18 protein-coding genes are annotated in these 19,714 nt (G+C 71.7%); 14 read left to right on the top strand and 4 right to left on the bottom strand.

Going from position 1 to position 19,714, the window contains the following annotated elements; all coding sequences use genetic code 11:
- Positions 1-53: 53 nt before the first annotated feature.
- The gene (locus ACWDRB_RS42290) at positions 54-1,067 is read left to right on the top strand and encodes a TauD/TfdA family dioxygenase (protein ID WP_449903709.1); all 1,014 of its coding nucleotides are present in this window, start codon (positions 54-56) and stop codon (positions 1,065-1,067) included.
- On the opposite strand, the gene ACWDRB_RS42285 is transcribed toward ACWDRB_RS42290, so the two are convergent.
- The gene (locus ACWDRB_RS42285; protein ID WP_449903707.1) at positions 1,064-1,678 is read right to left on the bottom strand and encodes a Uma2 family endonuclease; all 615 of its coding nucleotides are present in this window, start codon (positions 1,676-1,678) and stop codon (positions 1,064-1,066) included. The genes ACWDRB_RS42290 and ACWDRB_RS42285 overlap by 4 nt on opposite strands.
- Before the next feature lie 278 nt (positions 1,679-1,956).
- Between ACWDRB_RS42285 and ACWDRB_RS42280 the strand changes: the two genes are divergently transcribed.
- Positions 1,957-2,625, top strand: coding sequence for a lytic polysaccharide monooxygenase auxiliary activity family 9 protein (locus tag ACWDRB_RS42280; RefSeq protein ID WP_449903705.1), 669 nt, complete (start codon positions 1,957-1,959; stop codon positions 2,623-2,625).
- A 7-nt stretch (positions 2,626-2,632) separates the two neighbouring features.
- On the opposite strand, the gene ACWDRB_RS42275 is transcribed toward ACWDRB_RS42280, so the two are convergent.
- On the bottom strand, positions 2,633-3,802 hold the full coding sequence (locus tag ACWDRB_RS42275) for a LacI family DNA-binding transcriptional regulator (protein WP_449903703.1): 1,170 nt from the start codon (positions 3,800-3,802) through the stop codon (positions 2,633-2,635).
- Between the two features lie 427 nt (positions 3,803-4,229).
- Here ACWDRB_RS42275 and ACWDRB_RS42270 point away from each other — a divergent pair, with 427 nt between their 5' ends.
- The 9 genes from ACWDRB_RS42270 to ACWDRB_RS42230 are packed head-to-tail and all read left to right on the top strand — an operon-like array spanning position 4,230 to position 13,868.
- Entirely contained in the window at positions 4,230-6,128 is a 1,899-nt protein-coding gene (locus tag ACWDRB_RS42270) for a primary-amine oxidase (RefSeq protein ID WP_449903701.1), read from the top strand.
- A gap of 14 nt (positions 6,129-6,142) precedes the next feature.
- Positions 6,143-7,765, top strand: a complete 1,623-nt coding sequence (locus ACWDRB_RS42265) for an ABC transporter substrate-binding protein (protein ID WP_449903699.1) — start codon at positions 6,143-6,145, stop codon at positions 7,763-7,765.
- Positions 7,766-7,767: 2 nt separating this feature from the next.
- Positions 7,768-8,748, top strand: coding sequence for an ABC transporter permease (locus ACWDRB_RS42260; RefSeq protein WP_449903697.1), 981 nt, complete (start codon positions 7,768-7,770; stop codon positions 8,746-8,748).
- Entirely contained in the window at positions 8,745-9,563 is an 819-nt protein-coding gene (locus ACWDRB_RS42255; protein WP_185072287.1) for an ABC transporter permease, read from the top strand. The genes ACWDRB_RS42260 and ACWDRB_RS42255 overlap by 4 nt, the downstream gene beginning before the upstream one ends.
- On the top strand, positions 9,560-10,486 hold the full coding sequence (locus tag ACWDRB_RS42250) for an ABC transporter ATP-binding protein (protein WP_449903694.1): 927 nt from the start codon (positions 9,560-9,562) through the stop codon (positions 10,484-10,486). Before ACWDRB_RS42255 ends, ACWDRB_RS42250 begins: the two co-directional genes overlap by 4 nt.
- Entirely contained in the window at positions 10,483-11,220 is a 738-nt protein-coding gene (locus tag ACWDRB_RS42245) for an ABC transporter ATP-binding protein (RefSeq protein WP_449903692.1), read from the top strand. The genes ACWDRB_RS42250 and ACWDRB_RS42245 overlap by 4 nt, the downstream gene beginning before the upstream one ends.
- Positions 11,217-12,203: a P1 family peptidase gene (locus ACWDRB_RS42240; RefSeq protein ID WP_449903690.1), complete on the top strand. Its 987-nt coding sequence runs from the start codon at positions 11,217-11,219 to the stop codon at positions 12,201-12,203. Before ACWDRB_RS42245 ends, ACWDRB_RS42240 begins: the two co-directional genes overlap by 4 nt.
- A 4-nt stretch (positions 12,204-12,207) precedes the next feature.
- Complete coding sequence (locus ACWDRB_RS42235) at positions 12,208-12,804, top strand: FMN-binding negative transcriptional regulator (RefSeq protein WP_449903688.1); 597 nt, start codon at positions 12,208-12,210, stop codon at positions 12,802-12,804.
- A complete protein-coding gene (locus ACWDRB_RS42230; protein WP_449903686.1) occupies positions 12,801-13,868 on the top strand; it encodes a C45 family autoproteolytic acyltransferase/hydolase in 1,068 nt (355 codons plus the stop codon). The genes ACWDRB_RS42235 and ACWDRB_RS42230 overlap by 4 nt, the downstream gene beginning before the upstream one ends.
- Here ACWDRB_RS42230 and ACWDRB_RS42225 read toward each other — a convergent pair whose 3' ends face one another.
- A complete protein-coding gene (locus ACWDRB_RS42225; protein WP_355201148.1) occupies positions 13,869-15,032 on the bottom strand; it encodes an acyl-CoA dehydrogenase family protein in 1,164 nt (387 codons plus the stop codon).
- A 67-nt stretch (positions 15,033-15,099) separates the two neighbouring features.
- Here ACWDRB_RS42225 and ACWDRB_RS42220 point away from each other — a divergent pair, with 67 nt between their 5' ends.
- From ACWDRB_RS42220 to ACWDRB_RS42210, 3 genes are read left to right on the top strand one after another with little or no spacing between them, the layout of a single operon-like run.
- Complete coding sequence (locus tag ACWDRB_RS42220; RefSeq protein ID WP_449903684.1) at positions 15,100-16,533, top strand: aldehyde dehydrogenase family protein; 1,434 nt, start codon at positions 15,100-15,102, stop codon at positions 16,531-16,533.
- A complete protein-coding gene (locus ACWDRB_RS42215; protein ID WP_449903681.1) occupies positions 16,530-17,654 on the top strand; it encodes a CaiB/BaiF CoA transferase family protein in 1,125 nt (374 codons plus the stop codon). Before ACWDRB_RS42220 ends, ACWDRB_RS42215 begins: the two co-directional genes overlap by 4 nt.
- Positions 17,651-18,319, top strand: a complete 669-nt coding sequence (locus ACWDRB_RS42210; RefSeq protein WP_397369557.1) for a GntR family transcriptional regulator — start codon at positions 17,651-17,653, stop codon at positions 18,317-18,319. Before ACWDRB_RS42215 ends, ACWDRB_RS42210 begins: the two co-directional genes overlap by 4 nt.
- An 18-nt stretch (positions 18,320-18,337) precedes the next feature.
- On the opposite strand, the gene ACWDRB_RS42205 is transcribed toward ACWDRB_RS42210, so the two are convergent.
- Positions 18,338-19,669, bottom strand: a complete 1,332-nt coding sequence (locus ACWDRB_RS42205; RefSeq protein WP_449903678.1) for a hypothetical protein — start codon at positions 19,667-19,669, stop codon at positions 18,338-18,340.
- Positions 19,670-19,714: the final 45 nt, after the last annotated feature.

Genomic DNA, 19,714 nt, shown 5'->3' with positions numbered 1-19,714 from the left:
GAAGGGCAAGGTGATTCTCGAACGGTCTGCCGATCGAGAGGTGGTGTGACGCCATGGCGGTGGCGGAGGTGCTGGGACCGGGGGAGTGGCTGGGGTCGGAGCTGAGAGGCGACGACAGCTGGCGGATCCGGCTCACGGAGGCGCACCGGCAGGAGGTGCTCGCCGCCGTGCACGCGGCGGGGAGCGAGGTCACGGAGGCGCACCGGCGGGAAGTGCACGCGGCGGGGAGTGAGGTCACGGAGGCGCGTCGGCAGGGGGTGCTCGCGGCGGGGAGCGAGGTGTCGCGAGAGAGCTTCCGGCTGCCGACGCTGGGCCCCGTCCTGCGCCGGGTGCGCGACGAGCTCACGCACGGCCGCGGCTTCGCGCTGATCCAGGGGGTGCCCGTCGAGGGGCTGAGCGAGCGCCAGTGCGAGACGGCCGCCCTCGGCCTCGCCTCCCACGTGGGCGGCATCGTCCCGCAGCCCCCGGAGGGAGCGCCGCTGATGCACGTACGCGACACCGGCGCCGACCCGTCCCATGCGCGGACCAAGAGCTACCAGCACAGCGGCCGGCTCGGCTACCACAGCGACCCGACAGACGTCGTGGCCCTCCTCTGTGTCCGTCCGGCGAAATCCGGCGGGCTCAGCGCCGTCGTCAGCTCCGTGGCGGTGCACAACGAGGTCGTGCGCACCCGGCCTGACCTGGCCGAGGTCCTCTACGAGCCGTGGTGGCACGACCGCCGCACCGGCGACGGCCCCGACAGCTTCTACACCAAGCCGATCTGCGCGGCTCGCCCCGGGGGCGGGGTGTCCATCGCGTACGGCCCCGACTACCTACGCTCCGCCCAGCGCGGCGCCACCGTGCCGCCCTTCACCCCGGCGCAGGAGGAGGCCATGTCCCTCCTCGACGACCTGACCAACGACCCCCGCTTCACGCTCACCATGGATTTCCGGCCCGGCGACCTGCAGTTCCTCAACAACCACGTGACCTTGCACAGCCGCACCGCCTACGAGGACCACCCCGAGCCGTCCCGCCGCCGCCACTTACTCCGCCTCTGGCTCACCACCGCTCCAGATGAGCGCCGCTAGTCGCCGAGCAGTTCGGCAGGGTCGAAGCTGACAGGGAACGGCCAGGTAAAGCTCGCGAGCGTGCCGGCCTTGTAGCGGACCGGCGTGTCATAGCACTCGTCTTTGAGCTCGTAGACCCAGAGTGTCGGCCCTTCTTCCGGCTCGATCCGCCAGTAAACGGGGATGCCCGCGTCTCCATACGCTTCGGCTTTGAGAACCTTGTCCCGCATCTTGGTGCTCGGGCTGCCCACCTCCACCGCGAGCAGGACGTCCTGAGGCGAGAACATGAGCCCGGTAGTTCGCGACCTCTTTTTGGGCACGACGACAAGGTCAGGGATGTAGACGTCCTGATTGGTGGCTTTTAGATTGACGGTCGTCAACACCTCCATCTGCGGTGGCGCCGCATGCTTGAGGAGAAGCAGCCCATAAGTTATGGCGATCTGGTGCAGGACTGTGGGGGCAGGGCTCACCAGTAGGCTCCCGTTGAAGAGCTCGTAGCGGTTCCCGTCGTCCGGGAGCTTGAGTAGGTCGTCGACAGTGAACGGCGCACTGGGAAATGCTGTGCGTCCCGCCGGTTCGATCGTCGCCATTGCGGTCACCCACCAAGTATCGGGAACCTTGCCCTCGCTCACATGCTACTTCCCCCATTCTCATCACTTTGAGTTCTGGGTCGATCACATATTGATACATCCCATCCGGATCGGACATAACTGAAAGTTTCAGTCAATCTGCCGGGTTGATGGGAAAGCCCTTTCCGCTGCTCATCTGGCACGCCGACCTGGGTATGCGGGGTGATGACCATGAGCTGACATAGCCCGTCATTTGTGTGTACTTGCGGGGTCAGATACGGTCGCCTCGCGGAGCGCTCCCCTTCCCGGAATCCCCCCGACCGGAACACGGAGATCGCACTATGCCCCAAGCCGGACCCCACCGCTGGGCGCGGCGCGCCCTCGCGGTGCTGCTGACAACGGCGATGATCTTCGCCGTCCCCCTGGCCGAGTCCGCCTCGGCACACGGCTCGGTCGTCGACCCCGCCTCCCGCAACTACGGCTGCTGGCTGCGCTGGGGCAACGACTTCCAGAACCCCGCCATGCAGCAGCAGGACCCCATGTGCTGGCAGGCGTGGCAGGACAACACCAACGCCATGTGGAACTGGAACGGCCTCTACCGCAACGGGGTCGCCGGCAACCATGAGGCGGTCATCCCCAACGGCCAGCTGTGCAGCGCCGGCCTGACCGAAGGCGGCCGCTACCGCTCCATGGACAAGCCGGGAGCATGGACGATGGCGAACCTCACCGGCAGCACCTTCAACATCCGCCTGAGCGACCAGGCCAGGCACGGTGCGGACTACATCAGGGTCTACATCACCCGCCAGGGCTACAACGCCCTCACCACGCCCCTGGGCTGGAACAACCTGGAGCTGGTCCGCACGACCCCCAAGTACGCGCCCGGTGACGTGTACATGATCAACAACATCAGCAAGGGCTCGCGCACCGGCCGTCACGTGATCTACACGATCTGGCAGGCCTCGCACATGGACCAGTCGTTCTACTTCTGCAGCGACGTCAACTTCGGCTGAGCCGCTGCTACGGGCGGGGGCGGGTCGAGGCGCGGATGGAGAGCTCTATCGGGTGTACGCGCTCCGTGCCCAGGGGCGCGGCCCCGGACAGCAGCTCGAACAGCAACTCCGCGCAACTCGCCCCCGCCTCCTTCGGTCGCAGGTCGATCGCGGTGATCGGCGGATCGGACTGGCGGGTGGCGGCGCTGTCGACGCACGAGGCGAGCAGCACGTTCACGCCTGCCTCCCGCAGCAGCGGCGCCACCTCGGTCGCCGCCCCGGCCGGCGCACACACCAGGGCATCCAAAGGCCCATCCCCGCCCCGCCCCAAGGCCGTCCCCGCCTCATCCAGCCCCTGACCGGCGTCCCGGCTGATGGACCGGCCTTCACCCCGCTCGACCCCACGGCCGGTTGGACGGTCGTCGCCCTGCTCAGCCCCTAGGTCGGCGCCTCGGCCGGAACCCCCGGCGGTGTCGAGGAGGGCGCGGGCGGCGGCGCGGACCTCGTCGCCCGAGGCGTCGAAGGACACCCGTCGCACCAGCGGCACAACCCCGTGTGCCGCGCACCACTCCAGGTAGCCCCGGTGCACGCTGGCCGCCCAGTCGCTCTCGTCCCCGGCCACGATGAGCGCCGGCCGTGACGCGCCCGACTCGCGCAGGTGGTCGAGGAGGCGGCCCAGCATCGAGGCGTGTTCCGACCACACCACGCCGTCCGCCTGCCGGGAGCCGGGGAAGCGTTCGCACGAGACCGTCGGCAGGCCCGTCGCCATCAGGCTCTCCACCACGGGGTCGCCTCCCAGCGGGTCCCCGAGCACGAGGCCGTCCACGCGCGGCGGCCGTGAGCGGCGCTGGCCGGACGTGATCAGCGTGACGTCGTAGTCGTGCCGCGCCGCCTGCTCCACCACGCCGAACACGAACGACATGTAGTAGGAGGAGCGGGTCAGGACCTCGGGAACGTGCAGGCCGATGGTGCCGGTGCTGGCCTTGCGCAGGTGCCTGGCCGAGCCGTTGGGCACGTAGCCGAGCCGCTCGGCGACCTGCGCGACCGCCTCCCGGGTGCGCTCCGAAACTCGCCCGGAGCCGCGCAGCGCGTCGGAGGCCGTCGTCTTCGACACCCCCGCCTCCCTGGCGACGGTGAGGATCGTGACCGGCTCCTCCGTGCGCACGCCTGCCCGCTCGCGCTCCTCGTCTGCTCGCACGCCCCGATGCTAGCGGCCCTGATCGCCCACTTCCGCCGAGCGAGCCGCCGCGCCCCCACCGGACCGCCCGACGGTCTCCGCGTCTCGCGCAGCGGGGCCCTCCGGTGGTTTCGGCGTTTCCAGTGTGGCGGGGGTTCTTCGGTGGTCTCGGTGTTTCGCGTGTGGCGAGTCCGTCCGGCGGTCTGCGCGTTTCACGGGTGGTGGGGTCGTCCGACGGTCTGCGCGTCTCCCGAGGTGCCGGGCCCGTCCGGTGTTCTCCCTCGTCGGGTGGCGCGACCCAGGGGCGGGCGGAGGTCCGCGTGGGTGGTGGGGGCTTCGGTAAACGGTCTGTTTCGGGTGGCGGTTGGGTCTTGTCTCCGTCCGGGGGTCGCAACTAAGTTAGCCCAAACCTTGCCGGAACGTTCCGGCATCAGAAAGGGGCGGAGCGTTGCACCTGACCACCGGGAAGCACCCCCATCCTCTCGACCCCCTCGCCGCGCAGGAGATCGACGAGGTCAGGCGGATCCTGATGCAGGAGGGCCTGCTGACCGACACGGTGCGGGTGTCCTACCTCGGCCTCGAGGAGCCGCCGAAGGGCGAGGTCCTGGCGTACGAGCCGGGCGCCCCCGTCGGACGCCGGGCCCGCGCGTTCCTCCTGGACCTGGCCACCGAGACGGCCGAGGACGTGATCGTGTCGATCGGCGCGGCCACGGTCGAGGAACGCAGGCCCATCGACCCGGTCACCGACGGCCAGGTGCCCATGCTGGACGAGGAGCACGCCCTGGTCAGGCGGGTGCTGAGGGAGGACCCGGCCTGGGCCGAGGCGCTGCGGCGCCGGGGGATCGAGGACCCGGCGGGCGTCTACCTGGCCGCGCTGAGCGCGGGCAACTTCGGACTCCCCAAGGAGAAGGGCCGGCGGGTGGCGAGGGTGCTGGCGCACCTGATGCCCACGCCCGAGAGCCTCCCGTGGGCCCACCCGGTGGACGGCCTGGTCGCGTACGTGGACCTGGTCAAGGGCGAGGTCATGGAGATCGTGGACACCGGCCCCCAGCCGATCCCCGCCGAGCCCGGCGACTACCACCTGGGCCCGCACCGGACCACGCAGAAGCCCATCCACATCACCCAGCCCGACGGCCCCAGCTTCACGGTCGACGGCCCCCTGGTCACCTGGGAGAAGTGGAGCCTGCGCCTCGGCTACGACATGCGCGAAGGGCTCACCCTGCACCAGATCGGCTTCGAGGACGACGGCCGCGTCAGGCCGATCGTCTACCGGGCGTCGGTGGCGGAGATGCTGGTCCCCTACGGTGACCCGAGCCCGATCCGGTTCTGGCAGAACTACTTCGACACCGGCGAGTACCAGCTCGGCAAGCTGGCCAACTCCCTGGAGCTCGGCTGCGACTGCCTCGGCGAGATCACCTACTTCGACGCCGTCGTGACGGACGGAGCCGGCGTGCCCAAGGTGATCGCGAACGCGATCTGCATGCACGAAGAGGACTACGGCGTGCTGTGGAAGCACACCGATCCGGCCAACGGCTCCAGGGAGACCCGCAGGCAGCGGCGCCTGGTGATCTCGTTCTTCGTCACGGTGGGCAACTACGACTACGGCTTCTACTGGTACCTCTACCTCGACGGCACCATCGAGCTGGAGGTCAAGGCCACCGGCATCGTCTTCACCGGCGCCTACGACGACCGCGCCGCGCCCTACAGCTCGGAGGTCGCGCCGGGGCTGGCGGCGCCGTACCACCAGCACCTGTTCAGCGCCCGGCTGGACATGACGGTGGACGGCGTGGCGAACGCGGTCGACGAGGTGGAGGCGGTCGCGGTCGAGAGCCCGTACGGCAACGCCTTCGGCCGCGCCGTGAAGCGGCTGCGCACCGAGGGGGAGGGGCGGCGCGACGCCGACCTCGCCAGGGAGCGCACCTGGCATGTCGTCAACCCCGACGTACGCAACCGCCTCGGCCGCCCGGTCGGCTACGCCCTGTACCCCGAGGGAAAGCCGGCCCTGCTCGCGCACCCGGAGTCGTCGATCAGCAGGCGGGCCGAGTTCGCGACCAGGCATCTGTGGGTGACGCGGTACCATCCCGCAGAGCGCTATCCTGCCGGTGACCTGGTCAACCAGCATCCCGGCGGCGCGGGCCTGCCCACCTACACCAGGGCCGACCGCGACATCGACGGGCAGGACATCGTGCTGTGGCACACGTTCGGCCTGACACATTTCCCCCGCACGGAGGACTGGCCGATCATGCCGGTCGACACGTGTGGCTTCGTACTCAAGCCGGTCGGGTTCTTCGACCGCAACCCCACGCTCGACGTCCCGCCGAGCGCCGCCGAACGTTCCTGCCACTAGAGGAGAAGAGGCCCATGCGTCCCATACGCCTGGCCTGCGGTGTCATGGCAGCCCTGCTGGCCTCGGCCTGCGCCGCCACCGGAACGACCACCACCCCCGCCACAGCCCCCGACCAGCCCAATCCGACCGGTTACCTCGCCACAGCCGACCCGTCGCTCCCCACCGGTGGCACGCTCAACCTGGCCGTGCACATCGACAGCGGCGCCGCCACCGGGTACGACCCGCAGCTCGCCGACGTCGCCACCACCTGGCAGCTGCTCTCGCTGTCCTACGAGACGCTGGTCACGGTGGGCCCCGACTTCAGCGTGCAGCCCATGCTGGCCGAGAAGTGGGACACCCCCGACCCCAAGACGTACGTCTTCCACCTGCGCGACGGCGTCACCTTCTCCAACGGCCGCGAGATGACGGCCGACGACGTGGTGGGCAGCCTGAAGCGGCTGCTGGCCTCCAAGTCGGTCTGGCGCGGCCAGCTCGGCCCGGTCAAGTCGGTCGCCAAGGACGGCGACCGCGCGGTCAAGGTCACCCTGAGCGAGCCGTACACGCCGTTCCTGGCCGCCCTCGCCAACATCCCCGCCGCCGTCCTGCCCATGAAGGAGATCGACGACAAGTCGGTCGACCCGGCCAAGACGCTGCTCGGCACCGGCCCGTACGTGGTGGAGAACCACCGCCAGGACGTGTCGTGGACCTTCAAGCGCAACGACAAGTACTGGGCCAAGGGCAAGCCGGCCGCCGACGCCGTCAACGTGACGATCGCCCCCGAGGAGGCCGCGCGCATCGCCGCCCTGCAGAACGGCAGCGCCGCCCTGGCCACGCTGGGCAACGTCGACTCGGCGACCATGCTGGCCGGGGCGAAGAACGTCCAGGTCGTCACCCAGGCCACCACGGACTTCTACTACCTCATGCTCAACACCCAGGCGGCCGGCTCCAAGTTCGCCGACCCGAGGGTGCGCCAGGCCGTCGCCATCGCGCTCGACCCGAAGCAGATCGCCGACGTGGCGCTCGGCGGCAAGGGCAAGCCGACGGCCGTCACCCCGGCGGGCCTGCCGGGCGCGTGCGACCCGGCCGCGCTGCCGTCGGCGTCCAAGAGCGTGGACGAGGCGAAGAAGCTGCTGGCCGACGCGGGCGCCCAGAACCTGACGTTCACGCTCAGCATCTTCTCCACCGAGCCCGCCCCGGCGGTCGCCCAGGTGATCCAGCAGAACCTCCAGCAGGCCGGCATCACCATGAAGATCGAGCAGCTGGACGAGGCGAGCTGGTCGGGCAAGGTGTACGGCAAGGCGCCCGCCGAGTTCGACGCCGCGATGTCGTGGTTCGCCGGTTACGCCGACCCCGGCATGGTCACCAAGTGGTGGAACCCGGAGACGGCCGGCTTCAACGTCGGCTTCATGAAGCCGGACAAGGAGCTGAACACCCTCATCGACGCAGCCGGCAAGGAACCCGCGGGAGCCGCCCGCGACAAGGCGCTGGCGGCAGTCTGCGCCAAGGCCGACACCGACGCGCAGATGATCCCGCTGGTCACCCGCCCGGCCACGATCGCGTTCCGGACCGACGCGCTCAGCCCCAGCCTGTACGCCACCGAGGGGTACGGCAACGTGCTGCGCCTGATCGCCGACGCCCGCGTGAAGAAGACCCAGTAACCATGCGCCTGCTGATGTGGTGGTCCGGCCGGGCGCTCAGCTCGGCCGCCACGCTCCTGGGCGTCTCCGTGCTGATCTTCACGGCCGTGCGCCTGATGCCCGGCGGTTTCGCGGAGACCGTGCTGGGCCCGTTCGCCACGGCCGAGCAGAAGGCGGAGCTCGCCGCCCGCTACGGGCTCGACCAGCCGGTGTTCATGCAGTACGGGCACTGGCTGGCCGCCGTCGCGGGCGGCGACTTCGGCATCTCGATGATCAGCCGCCAGCCGGTCGGCACGGAGCTCCTGGCCCGGCTGCCGGTGACCGGCGAGCTGACCGTGCTGGCCGTGATCGCCAGCGCGCTGGCGGGGGTGCCCCTGGGCGTGCTCACCGCCGTGCGCTCCCAGTCAGACCGCTCGCCGGGCGGCGGCGGCGCGGCGGGGCGGCTGCTCAGCGGGCTCGGCGTCAGCGTGCCGGAGTTCGTGCTGGGCAGCCTGGTCGTGTTCGTCTTCTCCCGGTACGCGCTCGGCCTGGAGGTCGGCACGTGGGTGCCCTTCACCCGGGACCCGGCCGCGAACCTGGCCACGATGGTGCTGCCGGCCGCCGTCCTGTCGGTGTTCGCCATCTCCGTCACCGCCAGGACCACCCGGGACGCCGTGCTCGGGGTGCTGGTCGAGCCGTACGTCACGGCAGCCGTCGGGCGCGGCGAGTCGCCGTGGTTCATCGTCCGGCACCACATCCTGCGCAACGCCGCCACCCCGGTGGTGACGCTGCTCGGCACCATCACCGCGTACCTGCTGGGCGGGGCGCTCATCGTGGAGCACGTGTTCAACCTGCCGGGCGTCGGCTCCTACATCGTGCAGGCCGTCGGCCGCCGCGACTACGCGGTCGTGCAGGCGGGCGTGCTGCTGGCGGCGGCGGTGTTCATCGTGATGAACGTGCTGATCGACTTGCTCGTCGGAGTCCTGGACCCGAGGCTGGGCGTGCTGGCGGGGAGGCGTTCATGAGGAAGCTGGACCGGCTGTCCATCGGCGGGCTCGTCTGCCTGGCGGTCCTGGTGGTGTTCGCGCTGGGCTCGCTGGTCGGGGCCGGGGGAGACCCCGACGCGATCGTCGGCCCGCGCCTGCAGCCGCCGGGGCCCGGCTGGTGGCTGGGCACCGACAACCTGGGCCGCTCGGTGCTGCCGCGCGTCATGGAGGGCGTGGGCACGACGCTGCTGCTGTCGTCCGTCGCCGTGCTGGTGACGGCGGCGCTCAGCGCGACGTTCGGCATCATCGCCGGATACCGCGGCGGCTACCTGAACGAGCTGGTGATGCGCCTGGTGGAGGTGCTCTACTCCTTCCCCGCCATCGTGCTCGCGATCCTGGTCGCCGCGGTGCTCGGCCCCGGGCAGACGGCGGCGCTGGCCAGCATCGTGCTGGTGACGATCCCGCTGATGACCCGGCTGGTGCGAGCCGCCGCCGTGGCCGTGTCGCAGCGCGACTACGTCACCTCGGCCGTCATCAGCGGGGCCGGGCTGCCACGCGTGCTCGGGCGGCACGTGCTGCCCAACGTAGCGGGCACGATCGCGGTGCAGGGCACGTACGCGCTGTCGGTCGGGATCGCGGTCGAGGGCGGGCTGAGCTTCCTCGGGTTCGGCGTGCAGCCGCCGCAGGCCTCGCTCGGCGTGCTGATCCAGCAGGGCGGCACCTACATGATCGCCGCGCCCTGGCTGATCCTCGGCCCGGGGGTCGTGCTCGTGGCGGCGATCCTGGCGATCAACGTGGTGGGCGACGGGCTGCGCGACCGGCTCGAACCCCGGGAGACGAGGTCTTTGACATGAGCCTGCTCACGGTGCGGAACCTGGTGATCGACTACGCCGGGACCCGGGCGCTGGACGGCGCCGATCTGGAGGTGGCGCAGGGGGAGACCGTCGGCCTGGTCGGCGAGAGCGGGTCCGGCAAGTCCACGCTCGGCTCCGCCGTCGGCCGGCTGCTGCCCAGGGCGGCCCGGCGGAGCGAGGGGGAGGTCGTGGTGGCCGGGGAGCCGGTCTTCGACCTGCCCGCCGACCGGCTGCGTCACCTGCGCAGGAAACGTCTCGGGTTCGTCTTCCAGGACCCGATCGCCTCGCTCAACCCGACCATGCGCGTCGGCGACCAGCTCCGCCTGGTGCTCGGGCGCGGCGCCGACGTGGGCTTCCACCTGGGGCGGGTCAAGCTCGACGACCCCCGCGTCGTGCGCTCGTACCCGCACCAGCTCTCCGGCGGCATGGCGCAGCGGGTGGCCATCGCGATGGCCATGGCCACCGAGCCCGAGCTGCTCGTCGCGGACGAGCCGACCGCCGCGCTGGACAGCCAGGTGCGCGAGGAGGTGCTGAACGTGGTCTTCTCCCTGGCCGCCGCGGCCGGGACGAGCATCCTGTGGCTCAGCCACGACCTGCCCGCCGTCGCCCGTAGGTGCGACCGGGTCGCGGTCATGTACGGCGGCCGGGTCGTCGAGACCGGGCCCGCCCGCGAGGTGCTGGGCCATCCCGCCCACCCCTACACGGCGGCGCTGGCCGGGTCGGCGCCCGCCGCCGCGGCCCACGGCGTCCGCCTGGAGCCCGTGCCCGGCCGCCCGCCCGTGCTCACCGGGCCGTCGCCGGGCTGCGCCTTCGCGCCGCGCTGCCCGTTCGCGGAGGAGCGCTGCGAGCACGAGCGTCCGCAACCGGTCCGGGTGGGCGACCAGGACGTGCTCTGCCACCGCGCGGGGGAGGTGGCGGCGTGATACTCGAACTCGACGATGTCACCGTCACCTTCGCCGCGGGCCCGCCGCTGCGGCGCATCCACCTGGACGCCATGCGGCACGTGTCCCTGTCCGTCGCGGAGGGGGAGACGCTCGGCCTGGTCGGCGAGTCCGGCTCGGGCAAGACGACCAGCAGCCGGGTCGCGCTCGGCCTGCAGCGGCCCACGTCCGGCACGGTCAGGTTCGACGGCCGTCCCTTCCCCAAGCGGCGGCGCGAGCTGGCGGGCCGGATGCAGGCCGTGCTGCAGCACCCCCACTGGTCGCTCAACCCGCGCATGCGTGTCGGCCAGAGCGTCGCCGAGCCGCTGGACGTGCTCGGCCGCCCGGCCGGCGACGCGGTCACCGAGATGCTGGAGCACGTGGGGCTGGAGGCGTCGTTCGCCTCGCGCTACCCCCATGAGCTGTCCGGCGGCCAGCGGCAGCGCGTCTCCATCGCCCGCGCGCTGGTCACCCGGCCCAGGTTCATCGTCTTCGACGAGGCCGTCAGCGCGCTCGACGTCTCCGTGCAGGTGCAGATCCTCAACCTCATCAAGGACCTGCAGGCCGAGTACGGCTTCAGCGCCCTGTTCATCTCCCACGACCTCGGCGCGGTCCGCTACGTCGCCGACCGGATCGCGGTCATGCGCAGGGGCGAGATCGTCGAGACCGCCGACACCGCCACCTTCTACACGGCACCCGCCCACGAGTACTCGAAGCAGCTTCTGGAGGCATTGTGACCAACGAGCCCCGGCTCGCCACGCCGTCCGCTTTCGCGCCCGGGGTCCCGCGCAACGCGGACCTGCCGCTGACCCCGCAGGCCAGCCCCGGGCGCGGGTCGGTCGCGTTCGACCTGCCCGGCGTGCTCGTCGGCACGGCCGAGTACGCGGAGGGCCCAACCGGGTGCACCGTGATCCACGTGCCGGCGGGTGCGCGCACGGCCGTGGACGCGCGCGGCGGCGCGGTCGGCATGAGCGGCGGGTACGACTACAACCACGCCATCTGCTTCGCCGGCGGCTCGGTGTACGGTCTGGCCGCCGCCGCGGGCGTGAGCGACGAGCTGCTGGCCCGCAGGGACAACCGGACCCGCTGGGACGACCTCCAGCTCGTGTCCGGCGCGGTGATCTACGACTTCTCGGCCAGGGAGACCGCCGTCTACCCGGACGGCGAGCTGGGCCGGGCCGCGCTCCGCAACGCCGTCGAAGGCGAGTTCCCGGTGGGCCGGTGCGGCGCGGGCCGCACGGCGAGCGCCGGCAAGGTGGACTTCGGCCGGGCCGAGTTCGCCGGCCAGGGGGCCGCGTTCGGCACGTTCGGCGAGGCCAAGGTGCTGGTGGCGACCGTGGTCAACGCCGTCGGCGCGGTCGTCGACCGGCAGGGCGGGATCGTGCGCGGCAACTACCACGCCGAGGACGGCGCCCGCCGCCACCCCGGCGCCGACTACGCCGCGATGGTCGGAGACCCGGCCCCGGCCGTCATGGGCAACACCACGCTGACCGTCATGGTGACGAACGTGAAGCTGACCGACATCGAGCTGCTCCAGGTGGGCCGCCAGGTGCACAGCTCCATGCACCGCGGCATCCAGCCGTTCCACACCATGAACGACGGCGACGTGCTGTTCGCGATGACCACGGACGAGGTGGACCTGGTGAGCGTCAAGCCCACCGGCCTCGGGACGCTCGCGTCGGAGCTCGCCTGGGACGCCATCCTGAGCGCGGTGGAGTAGCCCGATGCACGTCTTCCCCCGTTACGCCGCCACGGACCCGGCCCAGGCGGTCGAGCTGGTCAGGCGGAACCCGTTCGCCCTGGTCGTCAGCACGGTGGACGGCGTGCCGGTCGCCACGCACGTCCCCGTCATCCTCGAGGGCGGCGCCCTCGAAGGCGGCGCGCTGCTCGGCCACATGGCCCGCGCCAACCCCCACTGGCGCTCCTTCGAGTCATCGCCCGAGGTGCTCGTGGTCTTCTCCAGCGCGCACGGGTACGTCTCGCCCACCGTGTACGCGACCGACCCGGCCGTCCCGACCTGGGACTACGCGGCCGTGCACGTGACGGGACGGGTGGAACTGCTCGACGACGCGCTCGACGTGGTGGAGCGCACCGTCACGGCGCTGGAGTCGCTCCGCTCGCCCTCCTGGGAGCCGACCCCGGCGTCCAGGGAGAGGTTCGCGGCGCTCTTGCCGGGGGTAGTGGCTTTTCGGGTGCATGTGCATACCGAGAAGAGCATGTTCAAACTGAGCCAGGACATCGACGCCGAGCGGTACGCGCGCGTCCGCGCCTCGTTCGCGGCCGAGAACCCCAGGCTCGCCGACCTGATGGATGGTTCATGACTTTCCCCAGCTTCACGTCGACGCAGATTGACCCCCGAGCCCGCGGCAAAGAACTCGGCACGCACCGGAGCAAGGCGATCCGTGCCAACCTCTCCGGCTACACCGACCTGTTCACCGTCGCGGGCGCCACCGCGACGCAGGTCCGTACGTGGGGCGAACTGAGCCTGGAGCGCACCGCCGACTGGGCGCCGCACCTGGCGGAGGAGATCGCGGGGATCGCGCGCGGCGCCGGCCTGGAGCCCTGGCAGGTCGCCGTCGTCAACGCGCGCACGGAGATCCTGGCCGCCATCGACGCGACCGGCGAGGGGGAGTGCTCCACCTCCGTCGTGCTGCCCGGGGTGGGGGAGGCGCCGCGCACGGTGCAGACGTGGGACTGGCACGACCACCTGCGCGACGCGCCCATGCTCTGGGAGCTGGAGCCGCGTCCGGGGCACGTCGTGCGCACGTTCACCGAGGCCGGGGCGCTGGCCAAGATCGGGGTGAACACGGGCGGGCTCGGCATCCACTTCAACATCCTGCGCCACGACTCCGACACGGCCGACCTCGGCGTGCCCGTCCACCTGATCGCCCGCAGGATCCTGGACGAGGCCACCACGGTCGAGGAGGCCGCCGACATCGCGCGCTCGGCCACCGTCTCCGCCTCGACCGTCATCACGGCCGTGACCTCGTCGGACGCGGCCTCGATCGAGATCTCCCCGGCCGGCGTCGCGGTCATACCGCCGGAGCCCGACGGCGTGCTGCAGCACTGCAACCACTTCCTCGACCCCGCGCTGGCCAAGGACGAGCGGCATTCCACCGACCGGCCCAGCACGTACGCCAGGTTCCAGCACCTGCGGGCCAACACCGAGGGTCTGAGCAGCGACGACCACACCAAGCGGGCGCTGGCCATGCTCAGCCACGGCCCCGAGGACGCGCCCGTCTGCGCCCACCCGGACCAGACGATGCCGATCAACCAGCGGTGGGAGACCGTCGCGACGATCGCGCTGGACCTCGTCGCCGCGCGGCTGCGGGTGCACCAGGGCGGGCCGTGCCAGGTCACCGAGGCGACCTGGCAGACGTTCTGATCAGTGGAACGCGGCGATCCCGGTGAGCGCCTTGCCCAGGACCAGGGAGTGGATCTCGGACGTGCCCTCGTAGGTCAGCACCGACTCGAGGTTCACGGAGTGCCTGATCACCGGGTATTCGAGGGTGATGCCGCTCGCTCCGAGCAGCGTGCGGCACTTCCTGGCGATCTCCAGGGCCTCGCGCACGTTGTTCAGCTTGCCGGCGCTCACCTGCTCGGGGGTGATCGTCCCGGCCTCCTTCAGCCGGCCCAGGTGCACGGCGAGCAGCAGGCCCTTGCCCAGCTCCAGCGCCATGTCGGCGAGCTTCTCCTGGGTGAGCTGGAACGAGGCCAGCGGCCTGGCGAACACCTCGCGGTCGCCCGCGTACGCGATGGCCGTCTCCAGGCAGTCGAGCGCCGCCCCCATCGCCCCGAACACGATCCCGAACCGCGCCTCGTTCAGGCAGCCGAGCGGCCCCGACAGGCCCCGCGCGCCGGGCAGCATGGCCGCGTCCGGCAGGCGCACCCCGTCGAGCACCAGCTCGCTCGTCACGCTCGCGCGCAGCGAGATCTTGTGCTTGACGTCGTTCACGGTGAAGCCCGGGGTGCCCGCCGGGACCAGGAAGCCCCTGACGCCCTCGTCCGTACGCGCCCACACCACCGCCACGTCCGAGACCGAGCCGTTGGTGATCCACATCTTGGTGCCGTTCAGCACCCAGTCGCCGCCCTCGCGCTTGGCCGTGGTCCGCATGCCCGCCGGGTCGGAGCCGAAGTCGGGCTCGGTCAGGCCGAAGCAGCCGATGCGCTCGCCGGCCGCCATCGCGGGCAGCCATTCCTGCTTCTGCTCCTCGCTGCCGTACTTCCAGATGGCGTACATCGCGAGGGAGCCCTGCACCGAGACCAGGCTGCGCAGCCCGGAGTCGGCCGCCTCCAGCTCCAGGCAGGCCAGCCCGTACGAGACCGCGCCCATGCCCGCGCAGCCGTACCCCTCCAGGTGCATGCCGAGCACGCCCAGCGAGCCGAGCGTGCGGGCCAGCTCGCGGGCCGGCAGTTCGCCGGTCTCGAACCACTCCGCGACGTTCGGGCGGATCTCCCGGTCGCAGACGCGCCTGACCGTGTTCCTGATCTCGCGCTCCTCCTCGGTGAGCAGCGTGTCGATGGCGAAGAGCGCGGTCGGGGTGATCATCGGATGGCCTCCGTATTTTGGATCCAATATTGAAAATCCAATATTGCACAGTTAGGGTTCGTTGACCATGGACCTTCTGAATCTCATCGGCGGCCGCTGGGTCGAGGGCGACGGCGAGGAGTTCGCCGACACCAACCCGGCCCGGCCCAGCGAAGTGGTCGCGCGGGGGCGTTTCGCCTCCGCCGCCGAGGTGGAGCGGGCCGTCGCCGCGGCCCGTGCGGCGGCGCCGGAGTGGGCGGCGACGCCGCACCACGCCCGCGCGGCGGTGCTCGTGGCCGCCGCCGACCTGGTGGACGCCGCCGCCGAGGAGTGGGGCGCCGAGCTGGCCCGCGAGGAGGGCAAGACGCTGCCCGAGGCGGTCGCCGAGGTACGGGGCTCGGCCCGGATCCTGCGCTACTACGCGGGCGAGGCCGACCGGGAGAGCGGCGAGATCTTCGCCTCCCCGCGGCCCGGCGAGAACGTCCTCGTGGTCCGCAAGCCGATCGGCGTGGCCGGGCTGATCACGCCGTTCAACTTCCCGATCGTCATCCCCGCCTGGAAGATCGCGCCCGCGCTCAGCTACGGCAACACCGTCGTGTGGAAGCCGTCGTCGCTGGTGCCGCTGCTGGCCTACCGGCTGGCGCAGGCGCTGACCTCGGCGGGGCTGCCGGACGGCGTGCTCAACCTCGTGTACGGCGAGGCCGAGGCCGGCTCGGCCATCGTGGACCACCCCGGCGTGGACGCGATCTCGTTCACCGGCTCCACGGCGGTCGGGCGGGCCGTGATCGCGCGCTGCGGCGAGCTGGGCAAGCCGGTGCAGACGGAGATGGGCGGCAAGAACGCCTCCGTCGTGCTCGCCGACGCCGACCTCGACCACGCGGCCGAGCAGGTCTGCCTCGGCGCGTTCCGCTCCACGGGCCAGAAGTGCACGGCCACCTCGCGGCTCATCGTGGCCTCCCCGGTCGCGGACGAGCTGCTGGAGCGGGTGGCCGAACGGGCCGCGCGCCTCGTGGTCGGCGACCCCCTGTCGCCCGGCGTCGAGATGGGCCCGCTGGTCAGCTCGGCCGCCCGGGACCGGGTGACGTCCGGGGTCGCGCGGGCCGTGGACGAGGGGGCCAAGCCGCTGGCGGGCTCCCCCCCGTACGACGGCGAGGGCTGGTTCGTGCCGCCGACCGTGCTCGACCTGCCGGGGACCGGGGTGGACTTCTGGCGTACCGAGCTGTTCGGGCCCGTGGTGGGCGTGGTGCGGGCGTCGGGGACCGAGGAGGCCCTGGGGCTGGCCAACCTCAGCGACCACGGCCTGTCGGCGGCCATCTTCACCAGGGACCTGGGGGTGGCCCTGCAGGCGGTCGATCGGCTGGACGTCGGCGTGCTGCACATCAACTCCGAGTCGGCCGGGACCTTCCCGTACGTGCCGTTCGGCGGGGTCAAGCAGAGCGGGTTCGGGCCCAAGGAGCAGGGGCGGGCGGCCCGCGAGTTCTTCACCCACACGATGACCGTCTACCTCGGGGCGCCGGCGTGACTAGTGCGCTGTCGGGGCTTTTGGTGGCGGACTTCAGCCGGGTGCTGGCGGGGCCGTACGCCACGATGCTGCTGGCCGATCTGGGCGCCGAGGTGGTCAAGGTGGAGCGGCCGGGCGCGGGGGACGACACCCGCGCCTGGGGGCCGCCGTACGCGCCCGACGGCGAGGCCACGTACTTCCTCGGCGTCAACCGCAACAAGCGCTCGATCGCCCTCGACCTGCGCGCGGACGTCGAGGTCGCCCGGGCGCTGGCCGCCCGGGCGGACGTGGTGGTCGAGAACTTCCGGCCCGGCACGATGGACCGGCTCGGGCTCGGCTACCCCTCGCTGCGCGAGCTCAACCCCGGGCTGGTGTACTGCTCGATCACCGGGTTCGGGTCGGGACCCGGGGCCGGGCTGCCCGGCTACGACCTGATCGCGCAGGCGGTGGGCGGGCTGATGAGCGTCACGGGCGAGCCCGGCGGGCCCGGGACGAAGGCCGGCGTGGCGCTGGTGGACGTGATCACCGGCCTGCACGCCGGGCTGGGCATCCTGGCCGCGCTCCGCCACCGCGACAGCACCGGCGAGGGGCAGCACGTCGAGGTTTCGCTGCTGTCGTCCCTCCTGTCGGCGCTCACCAATCACGCCTCCGCCTACGCCGCCGCCGGAGTGGTCCCCCAGGCGATGGGCAACCGGCATCCCAGCATCGTCCCGTACGAGGTCTTCGAGGCCGGCGACCGCCCGATCGTGATCGCGGCCGGCAACGACCGCCAGTTCCAGGCCCTCTGCGGGGCGCTGGACCGCCCGGACCTCGCCGGTGACCCTCGTTACGCCACCAACGCGGACCGGGTCGCCGGTCGCATCGGGCTCGTCGCCGAGCTCAACGCGGCGCTGGCCGCCCGCACGGCCGACGAGTGGTTCGAGACGCTCACCGCCGCCGGGGTGCCCTGCGGCCCGATCAACGACCTGGCCGCCGCCTTCGCCCTGGCCGACGACCTCGGCCTGGAGCCCTCCGTTCAGCTCGACGGGGTCGGGCAGGTCGCCAACCCGCTGCGGCTCAGCGCCACCCCGCCCTCCTACCGCCACCGGCCGCCCCGGCTGGGGGAGGACGAGGAATGGGTTCGTGAGATATTGGGGCGATGAGTTCGGACGAGGCACGACGCAGGCCGCCGACGGCCCAGCAGTTCGTGCTGGGCGAGCTCCGCCTTGCCATCACCACCGGGCGCCTGCGCCCCGGCGCCCCCATCCGGCAGGACGCGCTGGCCGAGGAGCTGCAGGTCAGCCGCGTCCCCCTGCGCGAGGCGCTCAAGACGCTCGAAGGCGAGGGCCTGGTCACCTACAAGGCGCACAAGGGCTACTGCGTCGCCATGCTCTCCCTCGACGACCTGCGCGAGGTCTACCGCATCCGTGAGCTGCTGGAGGAGGAGGCCGTCCGGCGGGCCGTCGAGCGGCTCACGGACGACGACCTCTCCCGGCTGGAGTCGGCCCAGGAGGAGGTCGAGCGGGCCGCCGCGGCGGGTGACGTGCTGGCCATGGCGACGGCCAACCGGCTGTTCCACATGACACTGTTCGACTGCGCGGGCATGCCCCGGCTGGTCCGCCTGATCAGGACCCTGTGGGACACCACGGACGCCTACCGGTCGATGTACTACGGCGACGCGGGCAACCGGGAGCGGGTCGTCAAGGAGCACCGCGCCACCCTCGACGCCCTGCGCCGCCTCGCCGCCGACGAGGCGGTGACGACCCTCGACATCCACCGCGCCCACGCGGTCGCCGAGCTGGAGTCACTCCTCGACCACCCCGCCTGATCGGGGGAGCCGGAGCGGTTACGGGGCGCAGTGGTCGCGGCAGCCGCCGAAGCGCGCCAGGTCCGGTTTCGCGAACGCCGTCCCCGCGCTGCCGGCCAGCGCCTCCGTCATCGAGGACTTCCAGATCGGGCCGGGGATCGACGTGCCCTCGACGTGCCGGTAGCGACGGCCGCCGATGGTGATGTCCGACAGCTTGTGCTTGACCGCGCCGCGCGGGTCGCCGAGCGCGACGGCGGAGGCCAGGTCGGGGGTGTAGCCGGCGTACCAGGCGGTGGAGAACTCGTCAGCGGTGCCCTCCATGCCCGCCGCGTCCCGGCTGAGCCCCTTGAGCGGGCCCTTGGCCAGCGCCTGCGCCAGCACGCCGGTCACCGCGTCGGCGACCGCGGGCTCCAGCGCCTCCTGGCACCGCGCCGGGAAGGAACGTACGACGCCCGAGTCGCCGCGCACCTCCGTGACCAGCCGCGGCTCGCACCGCCTGCCGTGCGCCGCGAGGGTGGCGTACGAGCCGGCGAGCGAGACCGGGTCCACCTCGTTGATCCCCAACGGGAACGTCTCGAATTCCTGGAACGGCAGGCCGTCGGCCCGCTTGAGCCCGAGGCGCTTGGCCACCTGCACGCTTTCGCACAGACCGACCTTCTCCGTCAGCTTCATGAAGAACGTGTTCTCGGCGGTCCGGGTGCCCGAGCGCAGGGTGGTGAACGCGCCGTGGTCGCGTTCCCTGTTGACGATCGAGAATGACGGCTCGGCGACGTTCTGACCTTCGCAGTTCTTGAACGCGTGGTAGTTCGCCGCCCGATACTGGCTGAGGTAAGGGAAGCCGTCGTCGTAGCGCATGCCGCTCTCCAGCGCGGCCGTCAGCGTGTACACCATCGCCGTGGTGCCCTGCTGGAAGCCGAACCGGTCGGTGGGCGGTTCGGCGCCGGGTCCGGGCGCGCGGCTGGCAGCCAGGGCCCTGATCTCGCCGGTGCCCGGCACGATCATGGCCTGGGCGGCGACCGGCGCGTCCTCGCGGCGCACGTACCGGTCGATGCCCTGCTGTGCGGCGCGCTGCACGCGCTGGTCGATCGCCGTCACGATGGTCAGGCCGCCGCGGCGGAGCAGGTCCTCGTCGAGGTCCTTCTTCGCCTGAATGCAGACGTACGGGTAGCGGCTGGCCGAGCAGTCGCCGGTGAGCTCCTCCAGGACCGCGCCCTGGGCGTCCACCAGCACGTTGGGACGCACGACCATGGGCGCGACCGTCAGGCGATCACGCGGCGGCGGGTTGTCGCCGCCGCCGCGCAGTAACAGGAAGCCGCCGGCCAGAAGCGCCCCCACCCCCACGGCGGCCACGACGGCGCGGAGCGGTTTCATGGCTCACCTCGGGGGCTCGCGGATCTTCAGGGACAACCCGCATTA

This window comes from Nonomuraea sp. NPDC003707 (assembly GCF_053587055.1).
Note: the sequence above shows the minus strand (reverse complement) of the source record. Positions and strands in the feature narration are given on the sequence as shown.